At 72.5% G+C, this 17587-nt stretch carries 16 protein-coding genes; 10 read left to right on the forward strand and 6 right to left on the reverse strand.

The window, feature by feature from the left end:
• Positions 1 to 112: 112 nt before the first annotated feature.
• A complete protein-coding gene (locus KHP12_RS08730) occupies positions 113 to 1249 on the reverse strand; it encodes a DUF1996 domain-containing protein (RefSeq protein ID WP_211832400.1) in 1137 nt (378 codons plus the stop codon).
• Positions 1250 to 1691: 442 nt separating this feature from the next.
• Here KHP12_RS08730 and KHP12_RS08735 point away from each other — a divergent pair, with 442 nt between their 5' ends.
• Positions 1692 to 3509: a pectate lyase-like domain-containing protein gene (locus KHP12_RS08735; protein WP_211832403.1), complete on the forward strand. Its 1818-nt coding sequence runs from the start codon at positions 1692 to 1694 to the stop codon at positions 3507 to 3509.
• Positions 3510 to 3586: 77 nt separating this feature from the next.
• Positions 3587 to 4060 carry a type II 3-dehydroquinate dehydratase gene (gene aroQ / locus KHP12_RS08740; RefSeq protein WP_208653137.1) on the forward strand — a complete coding sequence of 158 codons (474 nt, stop codon included), beginning with the start codon at positions 3587 to 3589 and terminating at the stop codon, positions 4058 to 4060.
• A 63-nt stretch (positions 4061 to 4123) separates the two neighbouring features.
• Here the strand turns inward: aroQ and KHP12_RS08745 are convergent, their stop codons facing one another.
• Positions 4124 to 4909 (reverse strand): DeoR/GlpR family DNA-binding transcription regulator, encoded by a 786-nt coding sequence (locus KHP12_RS08745; protein WP_086883928.1) that lies wholly within the window; start codon positions 4907 to 4909, stop codon positions 4124 to 4126.
• Between the two features lie 133 nt (positions 4910 to 5042).
• On the opposite strand from KHP12_RS08745, the gene KHP12_RS08750 reads away from it, so the two are divergent.
• From KHP12_RS08750 to KHP12_RS08765, 4 genes are all read left to right on the forward strand, one after another.
• Positions 5043 to 5936 (forward strand): SIS domain-containing protein, encoded by an 894-nt coding sequence (locus tag KHP12_RS08750; protein ID WP_086883923.1) that lies wholly within the window; start codon positions 5043 to 5045, stop codon positions 5934 to 5936.
• 61 nt (positions 5937 to 5997) lie between these two features.
• Positions 5998 to 6837: a class II fructose-bisphosphate aldolase gene (locus KHP12_RS08755; RefSeq protein WP_211832416.1), complete on the forward strand. Its 840-nt coding sequence runs from the start codon at positions 5998 to 6000 to the stop codon at positions 6835 to 6837.
• A gap of 155 nt (positions 6838 to 6992) precedes the next feature.
• Positions 6993 to 7694 (forward strand): glycoside hydrolase family 75 protein, encoded by a 702-nt coding sequence (locus KHP12_RS08760; RefSeq protein WP_086883925.1) that lies wholly within the window; start codon positions 6993 to 6995, stop codon positions 7692 to 7694.
• A 102-nt stretch (positions 7695 to 7796) separates the two neighbouring features.
• Positions 7797 to 8216 carry an STAS domain-containing protein gene (locus tag KHP12_RS08765; protein WP_244203101.1) on the forward strand — a complete coding sequence of 140 codons (420 nt, stop codon included), beginning with the start codon at positions 7797 to 7799 and terminating at the stop codon, positions 8214 to 8216.
• Here the strand turns inward: KHP12_RS08765 and KHP12_RS08770 are convergent.
• From KHP12_RS08770 to KHP12_RS08785, 4 genes are all read right to left on the reverse strand, one after another.
• Positions 8115 to 9116, reverse strand: coding sequence for a sigma-70 family RNA polymerase sigma factor (locus KHP12_RS08770; protein ID WP_086883926.1), 1002 nt, complete (start codon positions 9114 to 9116; stop codon positions 8115 to 8117). The two genes, KHP12_RS08765 and KHP12_RS08770, sit on opposite strands and share 102 nt — an antisense overlap.
• 123 nt (positions 9117 to 9239) lie before the next feature.
• Positions 9240 to 9479 carry a DUF6296 family protein gene (locus KHP12_RS08775; protein ID WP_044567872.1) on the reverse strand — a complete coding sequence of 80 codons (240 nt, stop codon included), beginning with the start codon at positions 9477 to 9479 and terminating at the stop codon, positions 9240 to 9242.
• A 92-nt stretch (positions 9480 to 9571) separates the two neighbouring features.
• On the reverse strand, positions 9572 to 14077 hold the full coding sequence (locus KHP12_RS08780) for a cation-translocating P-type ATPase (protein ID WP_211832418.1): 4506 nt from the start codon (positions 14075 to 14077) through the stop codon (positions 9572 to 9574).
• A 78-nt stretch (positions 14078 to 14155) separates the two neighbouring features.
• On the reverse strand, positions 14156 to 14449 hold the full coding sequence (locus tag KHP12_RS08785; RefSeq protein WP_143678525.1) for a hypothetical protein: 294 nt from the start codon (positions 14447 to 14449) through the stop codon (positions 14156 to 14158).
• Between KHP12_RS08785 and KHP12_RS08790 the strand changes: the two genes are divergently transcribed.
• The 4 genes from KHP12_RS08790 to cseB all read left to right on the forward strand — a co-directional run bounded on the left by KHP12_RS08790 (position 14448) and on the right by cseB (position 17587).
• Positions 14448 to 14891 carry a hypothetical protein gene (locus KHP12_RS08790; protein WP_143678526.1) on the forward strand — a complete coding sequence of 148 codons (444 nt, stop codon included), beginning with the start codon at positions 14448 to 14450 and terminating at the stop codon, positions 14889 to 14891. The genes KHP12_RS08785 and KHP12_RS08790 overlap by 2 nt on opposite strands.
• A 297-nt stretch (positions 14892 to 15188) precedes the next feature.
• The gene (locus KHP12_RS08795; protein ID WP_244203510.1) at positions 15189 to 15809 is read left to right on the forward strand and encodes a LuxR C-terminal-related transcriptional regulator; all 621 of its coding nucleotides are present in this window, start codon (positions 15189 to 15191) and stop codon (positions 15807 to 15809) included.
• 192 nt (positions 15810 to 16001) lie between these two features.
• A complete protein-coding gene (locus tag KHP12_RS08800; protein WP_211832421.1) occupies positions 16002 to 16841 on the forward strand; it encodes a hypothetical protein in 840 nt (279 codons plus the stop codon).
• Positions 16838 to 17587, forward strand: a complete 750-nt coding sequence (cseB, locus tag KHP12_RS08805; protein WP_210608757.1) for a two-component system response regulator CseB — start codon at positions 16838 to 16840, stop codon at positions 17585 to 17587. Before KHP12_RS08800 ends, cseB begins: the two co-directional genes overlap by 4 nt.

Raw genomic sequence — 17587 nt, forward strand, 5'->3', positions numbered from 1 at the left:
GGTGTGTCGGCGGGGGGAGTCGGGTGCGGACGGCCCGGCCGCGGCGGTGTGTCCCGCGGGCGGCCGGGCCGCGGTGGTACGGGAGGTGCGGCGGCTACGGCAGGTGCGGCGGCTACGGCAGCTCGTAGTTCTCGTCGAGGGCCGCTCCGGCCTCGGGGTGGGTCTGGTCATAGCCGCGGGCGTCGCACTGGAGCGCCCCGACCACGCAGTGGTCGACCAGCGCCTTGAGCGTCGGCGCGTCCCAGGCGTTGAAGAAGTCGTAGTGGAACGACCAGCTCGGACCGCTGGCCAGCCTCGCCCGGGAGAGGTCACCGTTGACCGGGAAGGCCATCTTGAACTCGACCATCGGCAGCGCCACCGGGTGGTCGGCGGGGCACACGTTGTTGTTCGTGCCGGGATTGACCACCGGGTAGGCCATATGGCTGCGGTGGTCGGGCGTGTCCAGGTACTTGCCGTCCCAGCAACTGGGCGCCTGGAAACGGATGTTGAGCTGGACCTCGGGACGGCTCGGGCAGTCCTTGGGGAACTCGACGTTGAAGTAGCTGTCGCCGCACTCCCAGCCCTCGACGAAGCCGGGGTGACGGCGGAACTGCTCGGCGGTCTGCATCGGATCGCCCACCACGAACCGCAAGCCCTTGGGGAACGGCCGGACACTGGTGTAGTCGGTTACGCCCGCCTTGTAGTAGATGGTCTGCGGGCCGGTGGGCAGCACCGGCTTGTCGCCGTTGAACAGCGTGGGCATCCAGTAGCCCGACTTGTCCCCCGGCGCCTTGCAGGTGGTGCGGCCGGCGTCGAGGGAGGCCGTGGTGCTGGCCGCGTCGGTCGTGGTGTTGCCCATGAAGGTGTGGTCATGGGACGCGCCCGGCCGTTGCGGATACACGATGGGGTCGTCCGCCTTGGTGTGGCTCACCGAGCAGTTCGCCTGGAACTCGTGGAAGTAGCGGTGGGGCGGCTCCTTCGTGGACGGGGTGACGCCGGTGACCGGCAGGTTCGCGGGAATGTAGCCGTCGCCGTCCGGGTCCTCCGGCGAGGCGGCGGACGACGCCGCCATGGCGTGCCCCGCGTGGGCCGTGTGCCCCGCGTGGGCCGTGTGCCCCGCGTGGGCCGCGTGGGTCGCCGTGACACCGCCGCCCGCGGACTTCGCCGCGGGCGTCTCGGCGCTCATCGCGATTCCACCGAGCCCGAGCGAGGTCAGCAGCAGCGCGCCCGCGATCAGGGTGGATGAAACGATCTTCGATCTCCGTGCCATGGAGACTCCTGCCACATGGAGAGAGGGTGAAGGTGGCCGGGCGGCCCTCGCACGGCGAGGACTCGCGACGCCGTGGGTGCGGGCCGGGCCGCCCGTATGACGGGCCGTCACCGGCCCGCGACAACAGCGGGAGAGCGCTCTCCGAGATGGGAGTGTCCGGGCGGGGCCGCGAAGGTGTCAAGGCGTCGAGCGGAAAGGATCAGACGCCAGTTCTCCTTTCTCTCTTGAACACAACGACCAGAGGCATGGCCGACCACAAATCTCCGCAAGTTCCCCCGAACCAGCGGATCCACCAGGGCAGTTGACGTTCAAAAAGCAACAACATGTAAGGACTGCGGTCACAACTCTTGACGAGTCGTTCACACGGATGAAGCATGCGACGGCAAGAGAGCGCTCCCTCACCCCCATCCCGTTCATTTACTGAACCAGGAGAGACGCCCCCATGACGCCTTCCCCCACGTCTTCCCCCACGTCTTCCTCCTCCGGCCGCTCCGCGGTCGGCCGCCGGGCGGTGCTCGGCGCCGCGGCCGCCGTCGCATCGGCTCCCGCCCTCGGCGGCCTGGCCACTTCCGCGGCCGCCGCCCCCTCCGGCCGGTCCAGGAGCCCCAAGGCCCTGCCGGGCGGCGGCGACCTCGGCCCGAACGTGATCGTCTTCGACCCGTCCACGCCCGGCATCCAGGCCAAGCTGGACGAGGTGTTCAAGAAGCAGGAGTCGGCGCAGTTCGGCACCGGGCGCTACGCCCTGCTGTTCAAGCCCGGCAGCTACAGCGGGCTCAACGCCCAGATCGGCTTCTACACCTCCATCGCCGGACTGGGGCTGTCCCCCGACGACACGACCATCAACGGCGACATCACGGTGGACGCCGGGTGGTTCAACGGCAACGCCACCCAGAACTTCTGGCGCTCGGCGGAGAACCTCGCGGTCGTACCGGTCAACGGCACAAACCGCTGGGCCGTGGCGCAGGCGGCCCCCTTCCGGCGGATGCACGTCCGCGGCGGGCTCAACCTCGCCCCCAACGGCTACGGCTGGGCGAGCGGCGGCTACATCGCGGACAGCCGCATCGACGGCCAGGTCGGACCGTACTCCCAGCAACAGTGGTACACCCGCGACAGCGCGATCGGCGGCTGGCTCAACGGCGTGTGGAACATGGTGTTCTCCGGTGTGGAGGGCGCGCCCGGGCAGACCTTCCCCAACCCGCCGTACACCGCGCTCAACACCACCCCCATCTCCCGGGAGAAGCCCTTCCTGTATCTCAACGGCGGCGAGTACCGGGTCTTCCTGCCCGAGAAGCGGACCAACGCCCGCGGCGTCACCTGGGGCAACGGCACCCCCAGAGGCACCTCGCTGCCCCTGTCGCAGTTCTACGTGGCCAAGCCCGGTGTCACCGCGGCCACCCTCAACGAGGCGCTCACCCAGGGGCTGCATCTGCTGCTCACCCCGGGGATCTACCACCTGGACCGGCCGGTCCAGGTGAACCGCGCGAACACCGTCGTCCTCGGGCTCGGCTACGCCACGCTCATCCCCGACAACGGCGTCACCGCGCTGAAGGTCGCCGATGTCGACGGGGTGCGGCTGGCCGGCTTCCTGATCGACGCCGGACCGGTGAACTCCGCCACGCTGCTGGAGGTCGGCCCGCAAGGGGCCTCCGCCGACCACTCGGCCAACCCCACCACCGTCCAGGACGTGTTCATCCGCATCGGTGGCGCGGGCCCCGGCAAGGCCACCACCAGCATGGTGATCAACAGTCGGCACACCATCGTGGACCACACCTGGGTCTGGCGCGCCGACCACGGCGACGGGGTCGGCTGGGAGACCAACCGCGCCGACTACGGCGTCCGGGTCAACGGCGACGACGTGCTGGCCACGGGGCTGTTCGTGGAGCACTTCAACAAGTACGACGTGCAGTGGTTCGGACAGCGGGGCCGGACCATCTTCTTCCAGAACGAGAAGGCGTACGACGCCCCGAACCAGGCGGCCATCCAGAACGGCTCGATCAAGGGGTACGCCGCCTACAAGGTGGCCGATTCGGTGACCACGCACGAGGGATGGGGGCTCGGCAGCTACTGCTACTACAACGTCGACCCGAGCATCGTGCAGCACCACGGCTTCGCCGCGCCGAACGCGTCGGGGGTGAAGTTCCACAATCTGCTGGTCGTCTCGCTCGGCGGCCAAGGCCAGTACGAGCGCGTCATCAATGACACCGGATCTCCCACCTCGGGCACCTCCACCGTGCCGTCCACCGTGGTGTCATATCCCTGATCTACGATGCCTCGCGGGTCGGTGCCCCCGGTGAACCGCCCCTCGAAGTGCCGACCGCCCAGGAAGGACCACCCGCCATGACCACCACCCCCATGCGCGACCGCTCCACGATCATGGTGCTCAACGGACCGAACCTGAACCTCCTGGGCCGCCGGCAACCCGAGATCTACGGCACCGACACGCTGGCCGACATCGAGAAGCTGGTGGCCGAGACGGCCGTGCCGCACGGTCTGACGACCGACTGCCGGCAGAGCAACCACGAGGGCCAGCTGATCGACTGGATCCATGAGGCCCGGGAGCGCCACGCGGCGGTCATCATCAACCCCGCGGGGTACTCCCACACCTCGGTCGCCCTGCGCGACGCCCTGGCCACCTGCGACGGTCTGCCGATCGTGGAGGTGCACATCTCCAACATCCACCAGCGGGAGACCTTCCGGCACCACTCCTATGTCTCCGCGCTGGCCAGCGGGGTGATCGCCGGCTGCGGTGTCCAGGGCTACGCGTTCGCCGTCGAGCGGGTGGCGGCCCTGCTGACCGCCGCCAGGGCGTAGGCGTACGCGTAGGCATAGGCGTACGCCTCAGGCCCTGATCGGGCTTCAGGGCCTGATCAGAGCTCAGGCCCTGATCACGTGGACACCGGCCTCGGTGTACGGAGCGACCAGCTCCTCATCGGCGCCGGTGTCCGTGATCAGCACATCGATCTCGTCCAGTGCGCAGATCCGGGCGAACGCCCGGCGGCCCAGCTTGGAGCTGTCGGCCACGACCACCACCCGGGTGGCCCGGCCGGCCATCAGGTGGTTGATGCTGGCCTCCCCCTCATGGTGGGCGGTCGCGCCCTGGACCGTGTCCAGCGCGTCCACGCCGAGGATCGCCAGATCCAGCGACACCTGGTCCAGCACCCCGGTGGCCAGCGGACCCATCAGCTCGAAGGACTGCGGACGGGCCACCCCACCGGTGAGCACGATCTTCACCTGGGGGCGCACCGCCAGCTCATTGGCGATGTTCAGGGCGTTGGTGACGACCGTGACGGCCGGGCCGCCGCCCGGTGCGGAGAGGTCGCCGCGCGTGGAGAGCGCGCGGGCGACCTCGGTGGTGGTCGTCCCGCCGTTGAGTCCCACGATCGAGCCGGATTCGGCCATCCGGGCCGCGGCCGCGGCGATGCGCTGTTTCTCCGAGGCGCGCCTGGCGGTCTTGTAGCGCAGCGGTAGGTCGTACGAGAGATTGTGCGCGACCGCGCCGCCGCGGGTGCGCGTCAGCATCTGCTGCTGAGCGAGTTCATCCAGGTCGCGCCGGATGGTCGCGGCGGACACCGCCAGCTCGGCGGCCGCCTCCTCGACATCGATCGTGCCGTCCCTGGCCAGCAGATCCAGCAGGGCGTTCCAGCGCTCGGGCCGTTTCACGCCGATCACCCTACCCGCTCCTCGCATGCATCGGCTCTGGACTTCCGTGCGTGATTCTGCGCATTATCAGCCCGTACGAAGCAACTCCACGCATTCATATTGCTCGGGTCATCCGTGCGACGAGGGGAGCCCCATGAGCCACACCGAGGCCGAGATCGCGAGCCAGCCCGACTGCTGGCGGCGCGCCATCGCCCTGGCCCGGGATCCGGAGGGACCCGTACGGGCGGCGCTGCCCCGGGCGGGTGAGCGGGTCGCCGTCGTCGGCTGCGGCACCTCGTGGTTCATCGCCCAGTCGTACGCGGCGCTGCGCGAGGCGGCGGGCCAGGGCGAGACGGACGCGTTCGCGGCGTCGGAGATGCCGCTCGGCCGCGGCTACGACCGGGTGGTCGCGCTGTCCCGGTCCGGCACCACGACCGAGGTGCTGGAGCTGCTCGGCGCGGTGCGCGGCCGGGTGCCCACCACCGTCGTCACGGCGGTCCCCGACTCCCCGGTCGTGGGCGCCGCGGACGCCGCGGTGGTGCTCGACTTCGCCGATGAGCGGTCGGTGGTGCAGACCCGCTGGGCCACCACCGAACTCGCCTTGCTCCGCGCCCACTTGGGCGCGTCCCTGGACCGTCTGGAGGCGGACGGGGAGGCGGCGCTCGCCGAGCCGCTGCCCGGGCCGCTCGTGGACGCCGGGCAGTTCACCTTCCTCGGGCGGGGCTGGACCTACGGGGTCGCCCAGGAGGCCGCGCTCAAGATGCGCGAGGCGGCGGGGGCGTGGACCGAGGCGTATCCGGCCAAGGAGTACCGGCACGGCCCGATCAGCGTGACCGGCCCGCGGAGCGTGGTGTGGTGGCTGGGCGAGGGCGCGTCGGACGTGGCGGACGAGGAGATCACCCGCACCGGCGGCCGGGTCGCCGGCTTCGGCCGCGACCCGCTGGCCGAACTGGTGGTGGTGCAGCGGCTCGCGGTCGCGATCGCGGCGGCGCGCGGGCTCGACCCCGACGAGCCGCGCCATCTCACCCGCTCGGTGATCCTCGGCTGAGCGGGGCCGGGCGCATGACGGATACGGCCGGAACACGGGAACGGGTGGAAGGAGCCGGTTGATGCCACTGGTGGCCACCGGAGAGATCGTCGGGGCGGCCGCGCGGGCCGGGCTCGGCGCGGGTGCGTTCAATGTCATCCAGATCGAGCACGCCCAGGCCATCGTGGCCGGGGCGGAGGCGGCGGGCGCGCCCGTGATCCTCCAGATCAGCGAGAACGCGGTGCGGTATCACGGCGCCCTGGCCGCCATCGGGCGGGCGACCGTGGAGGTGGCCCGCGCGGCCCGGGTGCCGGTGGCCGTGCATCTGGACCACGCCACCGGGCCGGAGCTGGTGCGGGAGGCGGTGGACCTCGGCTTCGGCTCGGTGATGTTCGACGCCTCGGCCCTGGACTACGACGGCAATGTGGCGGCGACCGCCGAGGTGGTGGCCGGCTGCCATGCCCACGGGGTGTGGGTGGAGGCCGAGTTGGGCGAGGTGGGCGGCAAGGACGGCGTCCACGCGCCGGGCGCCAGGACCGAACCGGCCGAGGCCGCCGCCTATGTGGCGGCCACGGGGGTGGACGCGCTCGCGGTCGCGGTGGGCACCTCGCACGCCATGGTCGTCAAGGCCGCGGTGGTGGATCTGCCGCTGGTCGCGGCGCTGCGCGCGGCCGTGCCGGTACCGCTGGTGCTGCACGGCTCCTCCGGGGTGCCCGAGGCGGATCTGACCCGGGCGGTGGAGGCGGGGCTGACGAAGGTGAACATCGCCACCCATCTGAACGTGGCCTACACCCGGGCGATCCGCGACCATCTGGCCGGTCACCCCGAGGTGGTCGACCCCCGCCGGTATGTCGCGGCCGGGCGTGAGGCGGTGGCGCGCGAGGTGACCCGGCTGCTGAAGCTGGTGCGGGCCACGGACTGAGAGAGAGCGTCTGCGGGAAGTTGCTGTGAACGCCGCCGATTCGCGCGGCAATGCGCATCGGCTTCCGCGGCGCCGCACGTATTGACATGAGCTTATCAATTCACCCAAGATGCCCCCGTCGAGGTTAGGAAAGGTTCCTAACAAAGGGGTGTCCTATGCGCAAGCGTTTAGCGTTCGTGATCGCCACGGCCGGTCTGCTGGCCGGCTCCGTCACCGCCGGCGCCCACGCCAACACCCGGGGACCCGCGCCGGCCCCCGCGTCCACCAAGGAGGGCACGGTCACCGCGGCGCAGCTGCTCGCCAAGGTGCAGGGCTGTTCCCAGATATCCAGCGGCAAGTACCGCACCGACGACGAGACATCGGCCACCGTCCCGGTCTGCGGGGCCAATGGGGCGGTCTTCTGGAAGGCCGACATGGACGTCGACTGCGATGGCCAGGTGACCTCCCGGTGCAACGAGGACACCGACCCGTGGTTCCAGGACGACACCGCCTTCCACCAGTCGGACGGCAAGCCCCTCGTCGCCGACAAGCTGCCCTATGTCGTGGTGCCGAGCCCGAGCTCCACCTGGGACTACCGGCAGGCCGGCATCAAGGGCGGCGGCGTGGTCGCGGTCATCTACAACAACAAGGTCGAGTACGCGGTGGTGGGCGACACCGGGCCGAACAAGATCATCGGCGAGGCGTCCTACGCCACGGCCAACGCGCTCGGCATCGACCCCGACCCGGAGACCGGCGGCGCCGAGTCGGGGGTGACGTACATCCTGTTCAAGAACTCCTCCGTCTCCCCCATCGAGAACCACGGCAAGGCCGTGTCGGTCGGCGACGGCCTGGCGAAGCAGTTCGTCCAGAACAACTGACCCGCCATTGTCGGAGAACGTGCGGCACAGCCGCATGTTCTCCGATGATTTTTCCCGGGCCGGGCGGTCTGCACCGGTGAACGCCGCGACAGGAGGTGGACGTTGACCGGTCCCGAGCCCGAGAATCCGCCCATGCCGTCCCCGGCCGTGCTGGTGCTGACCCAGCCGGTCACCCGAGCCGAGGTGGCGCGGCTGTGCGAACGGCTGACCGCACTGGCGCGCCGGTCCGGTCCGGGGCCGGTCACCGTGGACGTGGGCGGGGTGGGGCGGCCGGACCTGACCGTGGTCGAGGCCCTGGCCCGGCTGCGGCTGACCGCCGGCCGGCTGGGGCGCGGGATCCAGCTCCGCAACGCCCGCGGCGAACTGCGGCGGCTGCTCGCCTGGACGGGGCTGGACGAGGCCCTGACGGCCCCCGCGGCGTTAGGCCACGCCCTCGGGCCCGAGCCAGGCGGGGAGGCCGAACAGCGGGAAGAGGCGCTCGGTGTCCAGGAAGGAGTTGAGCCCGGTGATCCGGCCCCCTGATATCTCCAGGACCTGAAGCGCCCAGGGCTCATGGCGGCCGTCGGCGCCGCCCGGGCGGTACTGGCCGAAGGCGGGCATGCCGTTGGCCACGGTCGGGACCAGGCGGGAGCCGCGGCAGCCGATGCCATGGCCCACCAGCCACTGGCGGATGTCCTCGTGGCCGCGCAGCCACAGCTCGTACGGCGGCATGGAGAGCGTGGCGTCCTCGTGCAGCAGGGCGGTGAGGGAGTCCAGGTCATAGCGCTCGAAGGCGTCCACATAGCGGGCCAGCAGCGCACGCTGCTCCTCGTCCAGCGGCTTGACCGGGTCGGAGTCGCTGACCTGGCTCGCGGCGAGGGTGGCCCGGGCGCGCTGGAGCGCGCTGTTGACCGACGCGACCGTGGTGCCCAGCAGCTCGGCGACCTCGCTCGCCTTCCAGGCCAGCACCTCGCGCAGGATCAGCACCGCCCGCTGCCGGGGCGCCAGGTGCTGGAGCGCGGCGATGAACGCGAGCCGCACCGCGTCCCGCTGGGCCGCCACCTCGGCGGGGTCTCCCCCGTCCGGCAGCACCTGGCCGTCCGGGACCGGCCCGATCCAGGTGGCCTCCGGCTGCTCGGCGAGCGTGGCCGGGAACGGGGTGGCCGCGGAGGTCAGATCCATGGGGCGGGCCCGCCGCTTGCTCCCGCTGAGCATGTCCAGGCACACATTGGTGGCGATGCGGTAGAGCCACGACCGCAGCGCGGACCGGCCCTCGAAGCGGTCCAGGCCCCGCCAGGCGCGCACCATCGTCTCCTGCACCGCGTCCTCGGCCTCGAAGGCCGAGCCCAGCATCCGATAGCAGTAACCGGTCAGCTGCGTGCGGTACGGCTCCAGCTGGAGCTCGACACCGGCCGCGCCGTCCACCGACGCCACATCACTCATCGCCGCACCTCGATCGTTTCGATCGCTCTTCGGACCCCCATTGGCGCCAAACTTAGCTGGCCCCACTGACAACGGCGCCGACCTGCGGAAACGACAGACGGCTCGGGGCGCCGGACGGGTGACTCAGGACACCGGGCGGGCGCTGACCGCGGCGGCGTGCACCTGATGACCGCCGCTGGCGATCATCCGTACCTCCGCGCGGTCGCTGATCTCCGCCCGCACGATGCCGGTGTCGTCCACGTACACGGGGTGGCCGCCCGGACCGCTGCTCTCCGTGCGGTGCACCACCACGACGTCCTCGGCTCCCGGGTCCGGGGCGGCCGTATCCAGGAAGACCAGCTCATACCGCTCTCGGCTCCGCATCACGCCCTCCTCCGCACCGACCCGCCCCCGCCATCTCAAACCGGGACATTCAACACTATCGCTCGGGCCGGGCGGCGCAAGAGGTTCGGTGCTCACCGCGGTGCGGCGGCCGCCGGCCCGTCCGCGGCGTCCGTGCGCCCCTCCTCCGCCTCCTCCTCGGGCGGCATCCTGTCGAGGCGCAGCATCGGCGCGAGGATGGGGCCGAACAGGGTGGCCACGGTGATGGAGCCCAGGGTGATGGCCCAGGCGAACGGGCCGAGCGGGGTGCAGTCGAAGAACTGGCTGACGCCCGGGGTCTGGACGATGGCGGCGAGCACCGCGGCGGAGCCCAGGCCGGCGATCAGGACGTGCCGGTCCAGGCCGCCCGTCGTCAGCGTCTGCGCCAGCTGGGTGCCGACCAGGGCGGCGAGCGCCACCGTACTGGCCCGGCGCCTCCGGCCGGTGACCCGGGCGCCGGTCCACGCCAGTCCGGCCCCGGCGGCCGTGATGACGCCCCGCAGCAGCATCTCCTTGGTGAGCGACACGCCCAGCGAGCGGCTGGGGCCCTCCTTGAGCAGCCGTTCGCCGGTGTGCCCGGTGGGCTCGCGCACCGCGATGGCGAGCGCGGGCGCGAGGTCGGTCAGCAGGTTGACCAGCATGATCTGACGCGCGCTCAGGGGCGTGGTGCCGGTGAGGGCGGAGGCCGCCACGCTGAAGGTGACCTCGCCGAAGTTGCCGCCGATGAGGATGGCGAGGGCGGCCCGGACCGAGGCCCACATGGCGCGCCCCTCCATCAGGGCCGAGACGATGGTCTCCAGGCGGTCGTCGGTGACGACGAGGTCCGCCGCGGCGGTCGCGGCGGGGGTGCCCCGCCTGCCGAGGGCGATCCCGACGTCCGCGAGCCGGATCGCGGGGGCGTCGTTGGCGCCGTCGCCGGTCATGGCCACCACCCGGCCGAGGCGCTGGTAGGCCTGGACGATGCGGACCTTGTGGTGCGGGCTGCACCGGGCGATCACGTCCACCGTGGGCAGCAGCTCGTCCAGCCGCTCGTCGTCCATCTCGTCCAGCTCGGGACCGGTGCTCACCTTGGGCTCCGGGACGCCCATGACGGTGGCCGCGATGGCGTCCGCGGTGGCGGGGTGGTCGCCGGTGAGCATCACCGTCTGCACCCCGGCCTCGCGCAGCCGCTCGGTGGCCGGGCCGGCACTGGTGCGGACGGGGTCGGCGAGCGCGATGAAGCCGAGGAAGTCCAGGTCCCGCACGGTGTCATCGGTAAGGTCCTCGCCCTCCCGCATCGGGCGCTCGGCCACCGCCAGCACCCGCCGCCCCGCCCCGGCCAGCTCCTCGGCGGCGTCGGCCAGCTTCTTGATGTCCTCCGCGTCCAGTGGGACGGTCCGTCCGGTGCCCGGTGCGCGCCGCCGGGCGACCCGCTCCAGGACGCCCTCGGGCGCCCCTTTGACGCTGAGCAGGGCGCCGTGCGGGGTGCGCCCGGCGGTGGCGTGGTAGGCGCGGGAGGGTTCGAACGGCAGCGAGTCGGTACGGCGCCAGCGGGGCGCCCCGCGCCGCACCCCGACCCCGGCCCGGCGGGCTCCGACGCTCACCGCGCGGTCGGTCTGGTGCGCCATGGGCTCGGCCTGGCGGGCCGGCGGGGTCGCGCGCAGGGCGGCGGCGAGCACCGCCTTACGGGGCGCGTCGAGCCGGTCGGCGGGGAGCGGGCCGCCGCCGTCGCTGACCGCGGCGAGCTGGAGGGTGCCCTCGGTGAGGGTTCCGGTCTTGTCGAAGCACAGCACGTCGGCGCGGCCGAGGGCCTCGATGGTGCGGGGGTTGCGGACCAGGGCGCCGAGGTCGGCCAGCCGCCGGGCGGCGGCCAGCTGGGCTGCGTTGACCAGGAACGGAAGTCCCTCGGGGACGGACGCCACGGCGAGGTTGACGGCGGAGGCGAGGTTCTCGGTGGGCGGCAGGCCGTGCAGCAGTCCGGCGCCGGCGACCGCGGCGGCGGACCCGACCGCGATGGGCACGCTGGAGCGGGTGAGCGCGGTCAGCCGGGCCTCGACACCGGTGACCGGGGCGGCCTGGCGGGCGGTGGCCAGGCTGCGGCCGACCTCGGTGGCCGGTCCGGTGGCCACGACGACGGCCTCCGCCCGCCCCGCGGAGACCGTGGTGCCCTCGTAGAGCATCGACCGGCGCTGGGTGATGTGGGCGCCGACGACCGGTGACGGGGACTTGTGCACGGGGAGGGACTCGCCGGTCAGCGAGGACTCGTCGACCTCGAGCCCCTCGGCCTCCAGCACCCGGCAGTCGGCGGGCACCACGTCCTCCGGGCCCAGCACGACGATGTCGCCGGGGACCAGGTCCCCGGCGGTCACCAGGCGTTCCGCACCGCCCCTGCGGACCCGGGCGCCGATCGCCGACCGGGCGAACAACTCGGACAGCGCCCGCTCCGTCCTGACCCGCTGGAATCCGCCGACGAGCGCGGAGACGCCGGTGATGGCGGCCACCAGCGCGGCGTCGGTGCGCGAGCCCACGGCGGCGGCCAGGGCGGCTCCGGCGGCCAGGACCGGGGTGAGCGGGTTGGCCAGCTCCTCGATGAACGCGGCGGGCAGGGTGGTGCCGGAGGGCTCGCCCCGGCGCGGCCCCTGCGCGGTGCGGGCTGCCGCCTCCTCCGGGGTCAGCCCGTCGGGCCCGGTCCGCAGCCGCTCCAGCACCCGGGGGACCGGCATCAGATACCAGGGGGTGGTGGTCACCGGCGGGTCCATGGGGCGGGCCAGGAGCTGGCGCGCCCGCCAGTTGCCCAGGGCGAAGGCCAGGGTCCCCGCGGTGGTGCCCGACGCCGCGCCGCGCGCGGTGGCCTGGTCCGGGGGCGCCTGGAGGGCGGCCACCGCGCCGATGGCGCTGCCGCCGGCGGACAGCAGGGCGCTCTCCCGGTCGACCCGCGCGGCCACGCCGACGGCGTCCACGATGAGCCCGGCCGACTCCAGGTCGGCGCCGACGAGCAGATGCGCGCCCCAGGCCGGGGGTTCGCCGTCGCGGTGCACCCCGATGCCGCAGTCGGCGGCTCCCAGGGCCCGGCGGTTGCCGGAGAGCAGCAGCACCACGGCGCCGTCGGCCTGGAGGGAGCGTACGGAGGCCACCAGGCGGCCGCCGGAGGGAACCACCGCGTCGGCGAAGGTGATGTCCGTGGGCTGCTGCCGGTCGGTGGCCAGGACGATGCGCGCCCCCGCCCGGCGGGCGGCGGCCGCCACGGCCCCGGCGCCCGGCACGGTCTGTGGCGCGAGGCCCACCACCGCCTGGAGCTTGCTCCGCCGGGCCAGGCCGAGCACCCGCTCGCTGCCCCTGCGCCGGAGCCTCGCCGCGGTCTGCTGCCCGGTGCGGCCCGTCAGCTCCAGCCGGTCCAGGGGACCGAGCACCCATCCGTTGTCGCGGCGGGTCTCCAGGGGCTCATCGGGGTCGAAGAGGTCGAAGAGCCGCTCGGCGGTCCGCTCGGGGTCGGCGCCGCCGAGGAGTTCCAGGTCGATGGGCTCGTAGCGGTCGCCGCGCAGCGCCGCCTCGTCCAGCACCACGGTGTCGACCCGGCCCAGCCGCCGCAGCGAGCTGCGGTCCATGGCCAGGACGCCGCGCAGCGCCAGGAACCGGCCGAGGCTGGTCGCGAACCCCTCCCGGCCCGCCCCCGGCGCCCTGGGCACGGAGGAGAACCCGACGGCGAAACCGCGGCGCGGGCCGGCGAAGGGCGCGGTGAGGAGGCCGGCCACGGCCCCCACCGCCATGGAGCGCTCCGCGAAGCGCTCCACGGTGTCCTTGGGGGACGGTCCGGGCCGCTCGACCACGATGGGCTCGGCCACCACGTCCTGGGGGCCGTGCACCAGGTGCGGCTCCATCGCGGCCCAGGCCCGGCCCTCCGCCTCCGCCTCCCGCCACAGGGCCATCCGCTGGATGAGGTCGAGCGCGAGCCCCCCGCCCCGGGTGGCCACGCCCTGGGTCAGCGCGCTCAGCACCGGCAGCGTCGGCTCGGTCGGCCGGCCTCGGGTGATGGCCAGGGCGAGGCGCCGCAGGCGGGGGTGGTTCTGGATGACGGACATGCCGGCGGCCACCTCGGTGGGCAGCTTGAGCCAGGGGGCCAGCCGCAGGGCGGTCGCCACGCTCAGCCCCACGACGTCCGCGGCCACGACGGCCAGCGACTGGGCGTCCCTGGCACCGCCGGAGGGGTGGCGCGGCTCGGGGGCCCATTCGTCGAACTCCTCGGTGGGCCCGACGGGCTCCTGGACCTCCGCGCGCTCGATCCGGGCGATCAGATCCAGCTCGGACGGGGGCGGCTTGCCCACGGCCACCACGACCCGCTCGGAGGGCGAGTTCACCCGTGCCCACCGCACCCGCGGATGCTCCTCGAGCGCCCGCTCCACCCGGCGGGCCACCTGCTCGCCGCCGATGCCGTGCACCCCGCGGACCTCGATGTAGTACCGCCCGGGGTAGGACCAGATCCCGCGCTCGGAGGGCCGGACCAGCCGTCCGACGGCTCCGGCGGCATCCCGCACGCCCGCGGCCACACCGCTTTTGATGGGCGCGAGCAGCAGCGAGGACGGCAGGGGCAGACGCAGTGCTGACAACGACGGCAGCGGTGACATCAAGGGACCTCCGCTCTCCGGGCAGCCTGCCCGGTTCATCCCTATTACCCTGAAAAGGGAAGAAGATTCCATCCGTCATCACCGTGTGGACGTGAGACCAGTGAGCACTCCCGCTACTTCACGCAAGCGCAGTTCCTCGACCGCCGCGAAGAAGACGGCATCACCGGCGCGCGGCGGCAAGTCGACGACGAAGTCCCAGACCACGTCGGCCACCTCGAAGCCATCGCAGGCCAAGAGGACGACGAAGGCCACCAGGCCGTCGAAGACCACACAGCGGCAGCGGACGGCGAAGGCCGCCAAGGGCCCCATGGAGACATCGCGCAGCGACGGCAGGCGCCGCCTGACCGTCACGGTGCCCACGTTCGACGCCATGGGTCACGCCACGAAGGAGGGGTTCGACACCGTCGGCCATGCCACCAGGGACACCCTCGACACCGTGGGCCACGCCACGAAGGAGACCCTCGGGACGGTCGGCCACGCCACCACCCGCGCGACCGGTGGTGCGGCGAAGGTGGCGATGAAGCCGATCGAGGTGGCCCGCCGGGTGCTGCCCGCCAAGGGCGGACTCCCGCTGTACGTGGGGCTCGGCGCGCTGGGCGCCGTGGAGATCATCGAATGGCCGGTGGCCCTCGGCATCGGGGTCGGTTACGCGGTGCTGCGCAAGGGCGGCATCATGGCCGAGCCGTCCGAGCAGCGCGGCGCAGACCGCGGCCAGGGTCGCACGGCGGGTCGCACGACCGGCCGCTCGAGCTCGAGGAGCACCCGTTCCGGGAGCCGTTCGCAAACGCGTAGATCCGCCAAGGCCGCGGCGTAACGTTTCGACCAGCGGCTTCGCGCCGGATCGATTTCGTCCGCAAAGCGGTCATGAAACGGGCAGAACTCTGTTGGAAACGGGCACCCCACAGTCACCGTAGCGTTGGTATACACCAGGAAGCGGGCCTAACACCCGTTACTGAATTCCCCCTGGGGTCCGGCGCATTGCGTGGCCGCGATGCGCCGACCCTCCGTCACCTGGGGGTTCACCCGAGACGGACTGACCACTCCGTCACGAACCGACCGAAAGCGGTGACTCCTCTTGGCCCTCCCCCACAGCGCTCAGAGTGCCCCTCGAGTGCCCGGACAGGCAGTGTCCGCCGCCTCGCGGCACGCCACCGGAATGGCCACCCTCGCCCCCGACCTCCATGTGGTGGCCGGGGACGAGGACTTCTTCCGACACTTCGGCGCCTCGTCCGCCGAGTTGTGCGGCCGCAGCCTGTTCGACCTGCTGCACCCCAGCTCCCCCTCCGTCCTGCGGGAACACTTCTCGCGACTGCACGACGGGCGGCGCACCCGCTTCACCGAGCGCGTCCTCGGCTACCACTCACGGGGCCGGGTGTTCTCGGGAAAGCTGACCGGCACGGCCATCCAGGGCCGGTCCGACCGACTCGCGGCCATCGTCGTGATGGTCAAACCGGATGACGAACGACCCGAGGAGGAACCAACCACCACCAGCCAGAAGTTGCTGTCGCCACTGGAGGCCCGGATACTCGAGGGCGTGGCCACCGGAGCGTCGACCGTGCAGATGGCCGCCAAGCTCTATCTCAGCAGACAGGGCGTCGAATACCACGTGGGATCCATGTTGCGGAAGATGAAGGCCCCCAACCGGGCGGCATTGGTCTCGCGTGCCTACGCGGCCGGCATGCTGACCGTCGGCACCTGGCCGGCCCGTGTTCGCCCGGAATTCATCAAGTAACGCAAACCATGTGACGCCGCGTCACACCGAACAGGCCCGGGGCGCACCGCCCCGGGCCTGTCGTCTTCGGCGGCCCGGCCGGTACGCCACGATTCCCACGGCCCGGCCGGTACCTCATCATTCCCGCCACCCGGCCGGTACCTCACGGGTCCCGCGTGGCACGCCTCCGTCGCTCAGTAGGCTGAGACGGCCATGCGTTCACTCCCCACCGGATCGCGCACCGCGCGACGCCCCCGCCCCAGGCCCCCCCGCGGCCTCCTGCCCGCCGTGGTGGCCGCGTGCACCGCCGTGCTGACCGCCGCGGGGTGCGCGGCCCAGGCGGGGGTGCGGGACGACGGCGCTGCGTCCTCGCTCTCGGCACCGGCCAGCGCGGTTCCGCTATGGCCCCGGTACACCCCGCCGACCGTGGCCACGCCCCAGGACAAGCCCGACTTCGCCCGCTATCTGCCGGTGGACAAGATCAAGGTGCCCTCGGGCGGACTGGCCGCCCTGTCCGCGAAGAACCTGCTGCTCCACGACCCCAATGTGCCCGCGGTGGTGCAGAAGGAGGTCTCGCTGTGCCCCGACGGCAGCCACTGCCCGCTGCGGGAGACCGCCCGCCGGGATCTGACCGGCGACGGCCGGGACGAACTGGTGGTGGCGGTCGATCTGCCGACGTTCGAGCGGACGCTGCTCCAGGTCTACACCGCCTCGGGCCGCACGGTCCGCCCCGTGCTGATCTACTGGGGCCCGCACGGGCTCACCGGCGAAACCTTCGGCCGCGATCTGCTGATCTCCGCGATCGGCGGGGACGGCCGGGTCACCACCCGCTTCCGCTGGAACGGCACCGTCATGGCGGCCGTGACACCCGAGGACGGCACGGCCACCCGGCCCCCTGTTCCGGAGGGCGGCGCGGCCACCCGGCCCCCGGCTCCGGAGGAGGGCGGCACCGACCTGACCGCCGTCCCCGGCGCCGCACCGGAGGCCCTGCCGAGCAGCACCAGCACAGCGGCGGACACGGGTACCCGTACGGAGACGAGGACGACGCGATGACCACCGCCTTCACCCCGCCCGGCCCGGGCTCCCCGACCGAGGCGCATCTGCTGCTCGTCGAGGACGACGAGGTGATCCGCAATACGGTGCGGATGGCCCTGGAGCGGTACGGCTTCACCGTGTCCACCGCGGGCGACGGCCTCACCGGGCTGGAGATCTTCCGGGAGGAACAGCCCGATCTGCTGCTGCTGGATGTGATGCTGCCCGAGCTGGACGGCATCGGACTGTGCCGCAGGGTCCGCGAGTTCAGCCTGGCGCCGATCCTGATGATGTCCGCGCGCGGTGACTCCCTGGACGTGGTCTCCGGTCTCGAGGCAGGCGCCGACGACTATGTGGTCAAGCCGTGCGAGAGCGCGGTCCTGGTGGCCCGTATCCGCTCGCTGCTGCGCCGCGCCTCCTTCACCCCCGTGGCCCGCGCCCCGCGCGCCGGGGCTCCGGGATCGGACGGCACGGCCGATTCCGACACCCTCGCCTTCGGCGATCTCACCATCGACACCCGCGGTATGGAGGTGCGCCGCGCGGGAGAGCCGCTGGCCCTGACCCCCACCGAACTGCGGCTGCTGCTGGAGTTCGCCGGCTCGCCGGGTGTGGTCCTGGAGCGCCGTACGCTGCTCAGCCGGGTCTGGGACCACGCGTGGCAGGGTGACACCCGCGTGGTCGACCTCCATGTGCAGCGGCTGCGGGCCAAGATAGGCGCCGAACGGATCGAGACGGTCCGCGGCTTCGGCTACAAGCTGCGGCGCTGA

It is taken from the genome of Streptomyces asiaticus (genome assembly GCF_018138715.1).
In the GTDB taxonomy this organism is placed as follows: Bacteria; Actinomycetota; Actinomycetes; order Streptomycetales; family Streptomycetaceae; genus Streptomyces; species Streptomyces asiaticus.

What these genes read in the sequence shown, in the direction of transcription:
- cseB (WP_210608757.1), top strand. Translation starts at nt 16,838, where the DNA reads ATGACCACCGCCTTCACCCCGCCCGGCCCGGGCTCCCCGACCGAGGCG.
- KHP12_RS08785 (WP_143678525.1), bottom strand. Translation starts at nt 14,449, where the DNA reads ATGGCGTCGAACGTGGGCACCGTGACGGTCAGGCGGCGCCTGCCGTCG.
- KHP12_RS08775 (WP_044567872.1), bottom strand. Translation starts at nt 9,479, where the DNA reads ATGCGGAGCCGAGAGCGGTATGAGCTGGTCTTCCTGGATACGGCCGCC.
- KHP12_RS08800 (WP_211832421.1), top strand. Translation starts at nt 16,002, where the DNA reads ATGCGTTCACTCCCCACCGGATCGCGCACCGCGCGACGCCCCCGCCCC.
- KHP12_RS08780 (WP_211832418.1), bottom strand. Translation starts at nt 14,077, where the DNA reads ATGTCACCGCTGCCGTCGTTGTCAGCACTGCGTCTGCCCCTGCCGTCC.
- KHP12_RS08735 (WP_211832403.1), top strand. Translation starts at nt 1,692, where the DNA reads ATGACGCCTTCCCCCACGTCTTCCCCCACGTCTTCCTCCTCCGGCCGC.
- KHP12_RS08760 (WP_086883925.1), top strand. Translation starts at nt 6,993, where the DNA reads ATGCGCAAGCGTTTAGCGTTCGTGATCGCCACGGCCGGTCTGCTGGCC.
- aroQ (WP_208653137.1), top strand. Translation starts at nt 3,587, where the DNA reads ATGACCACCACCCCCATGCGCGACCGCTCCACGATCATGGTGCTCAAC.
- KHP12_RS08755 (WP_211832416.1), top strand. Translation starts at nt 5,998, where the DNA reads ATGCCACTGGTGGCCACCGGAGAGATCGTCGGGGCGGCCGCGCGGGCC.
- KHP12_RS08770 (WP_086883926.1), bottom strand. Translation starts at nt 9,116, where the DNA reads ATGAGTGATGTGGCGTCGGTGGACGGCGCGGCCGGTGTCGAGCTCCAG.
- KHP12_RS08750 (WP_086883923.1), top strand. Translation starts at nt 5,043, where the DNA reads ATGAGCCACACCGAGGCCGAGATCGCGAGCCAGCCCGACTGCTGGCGG.
- KHP12_RS08790 (WP_143678526.1), top strand. Translation starts at nt 14,448, where the DNA reads ATGGGTCACGCCACGAAGGAGGGGTTCGACACCGTCGGCCATGCCACC.
- KHP12_RS08730 (WP_211832400.1), bottom strand. Translation starts at nt 1,249, where the DNA reads ATGGCACGGAGATCGAAGATCGTTTCATCCACCCTGATCGCGGGCGCG.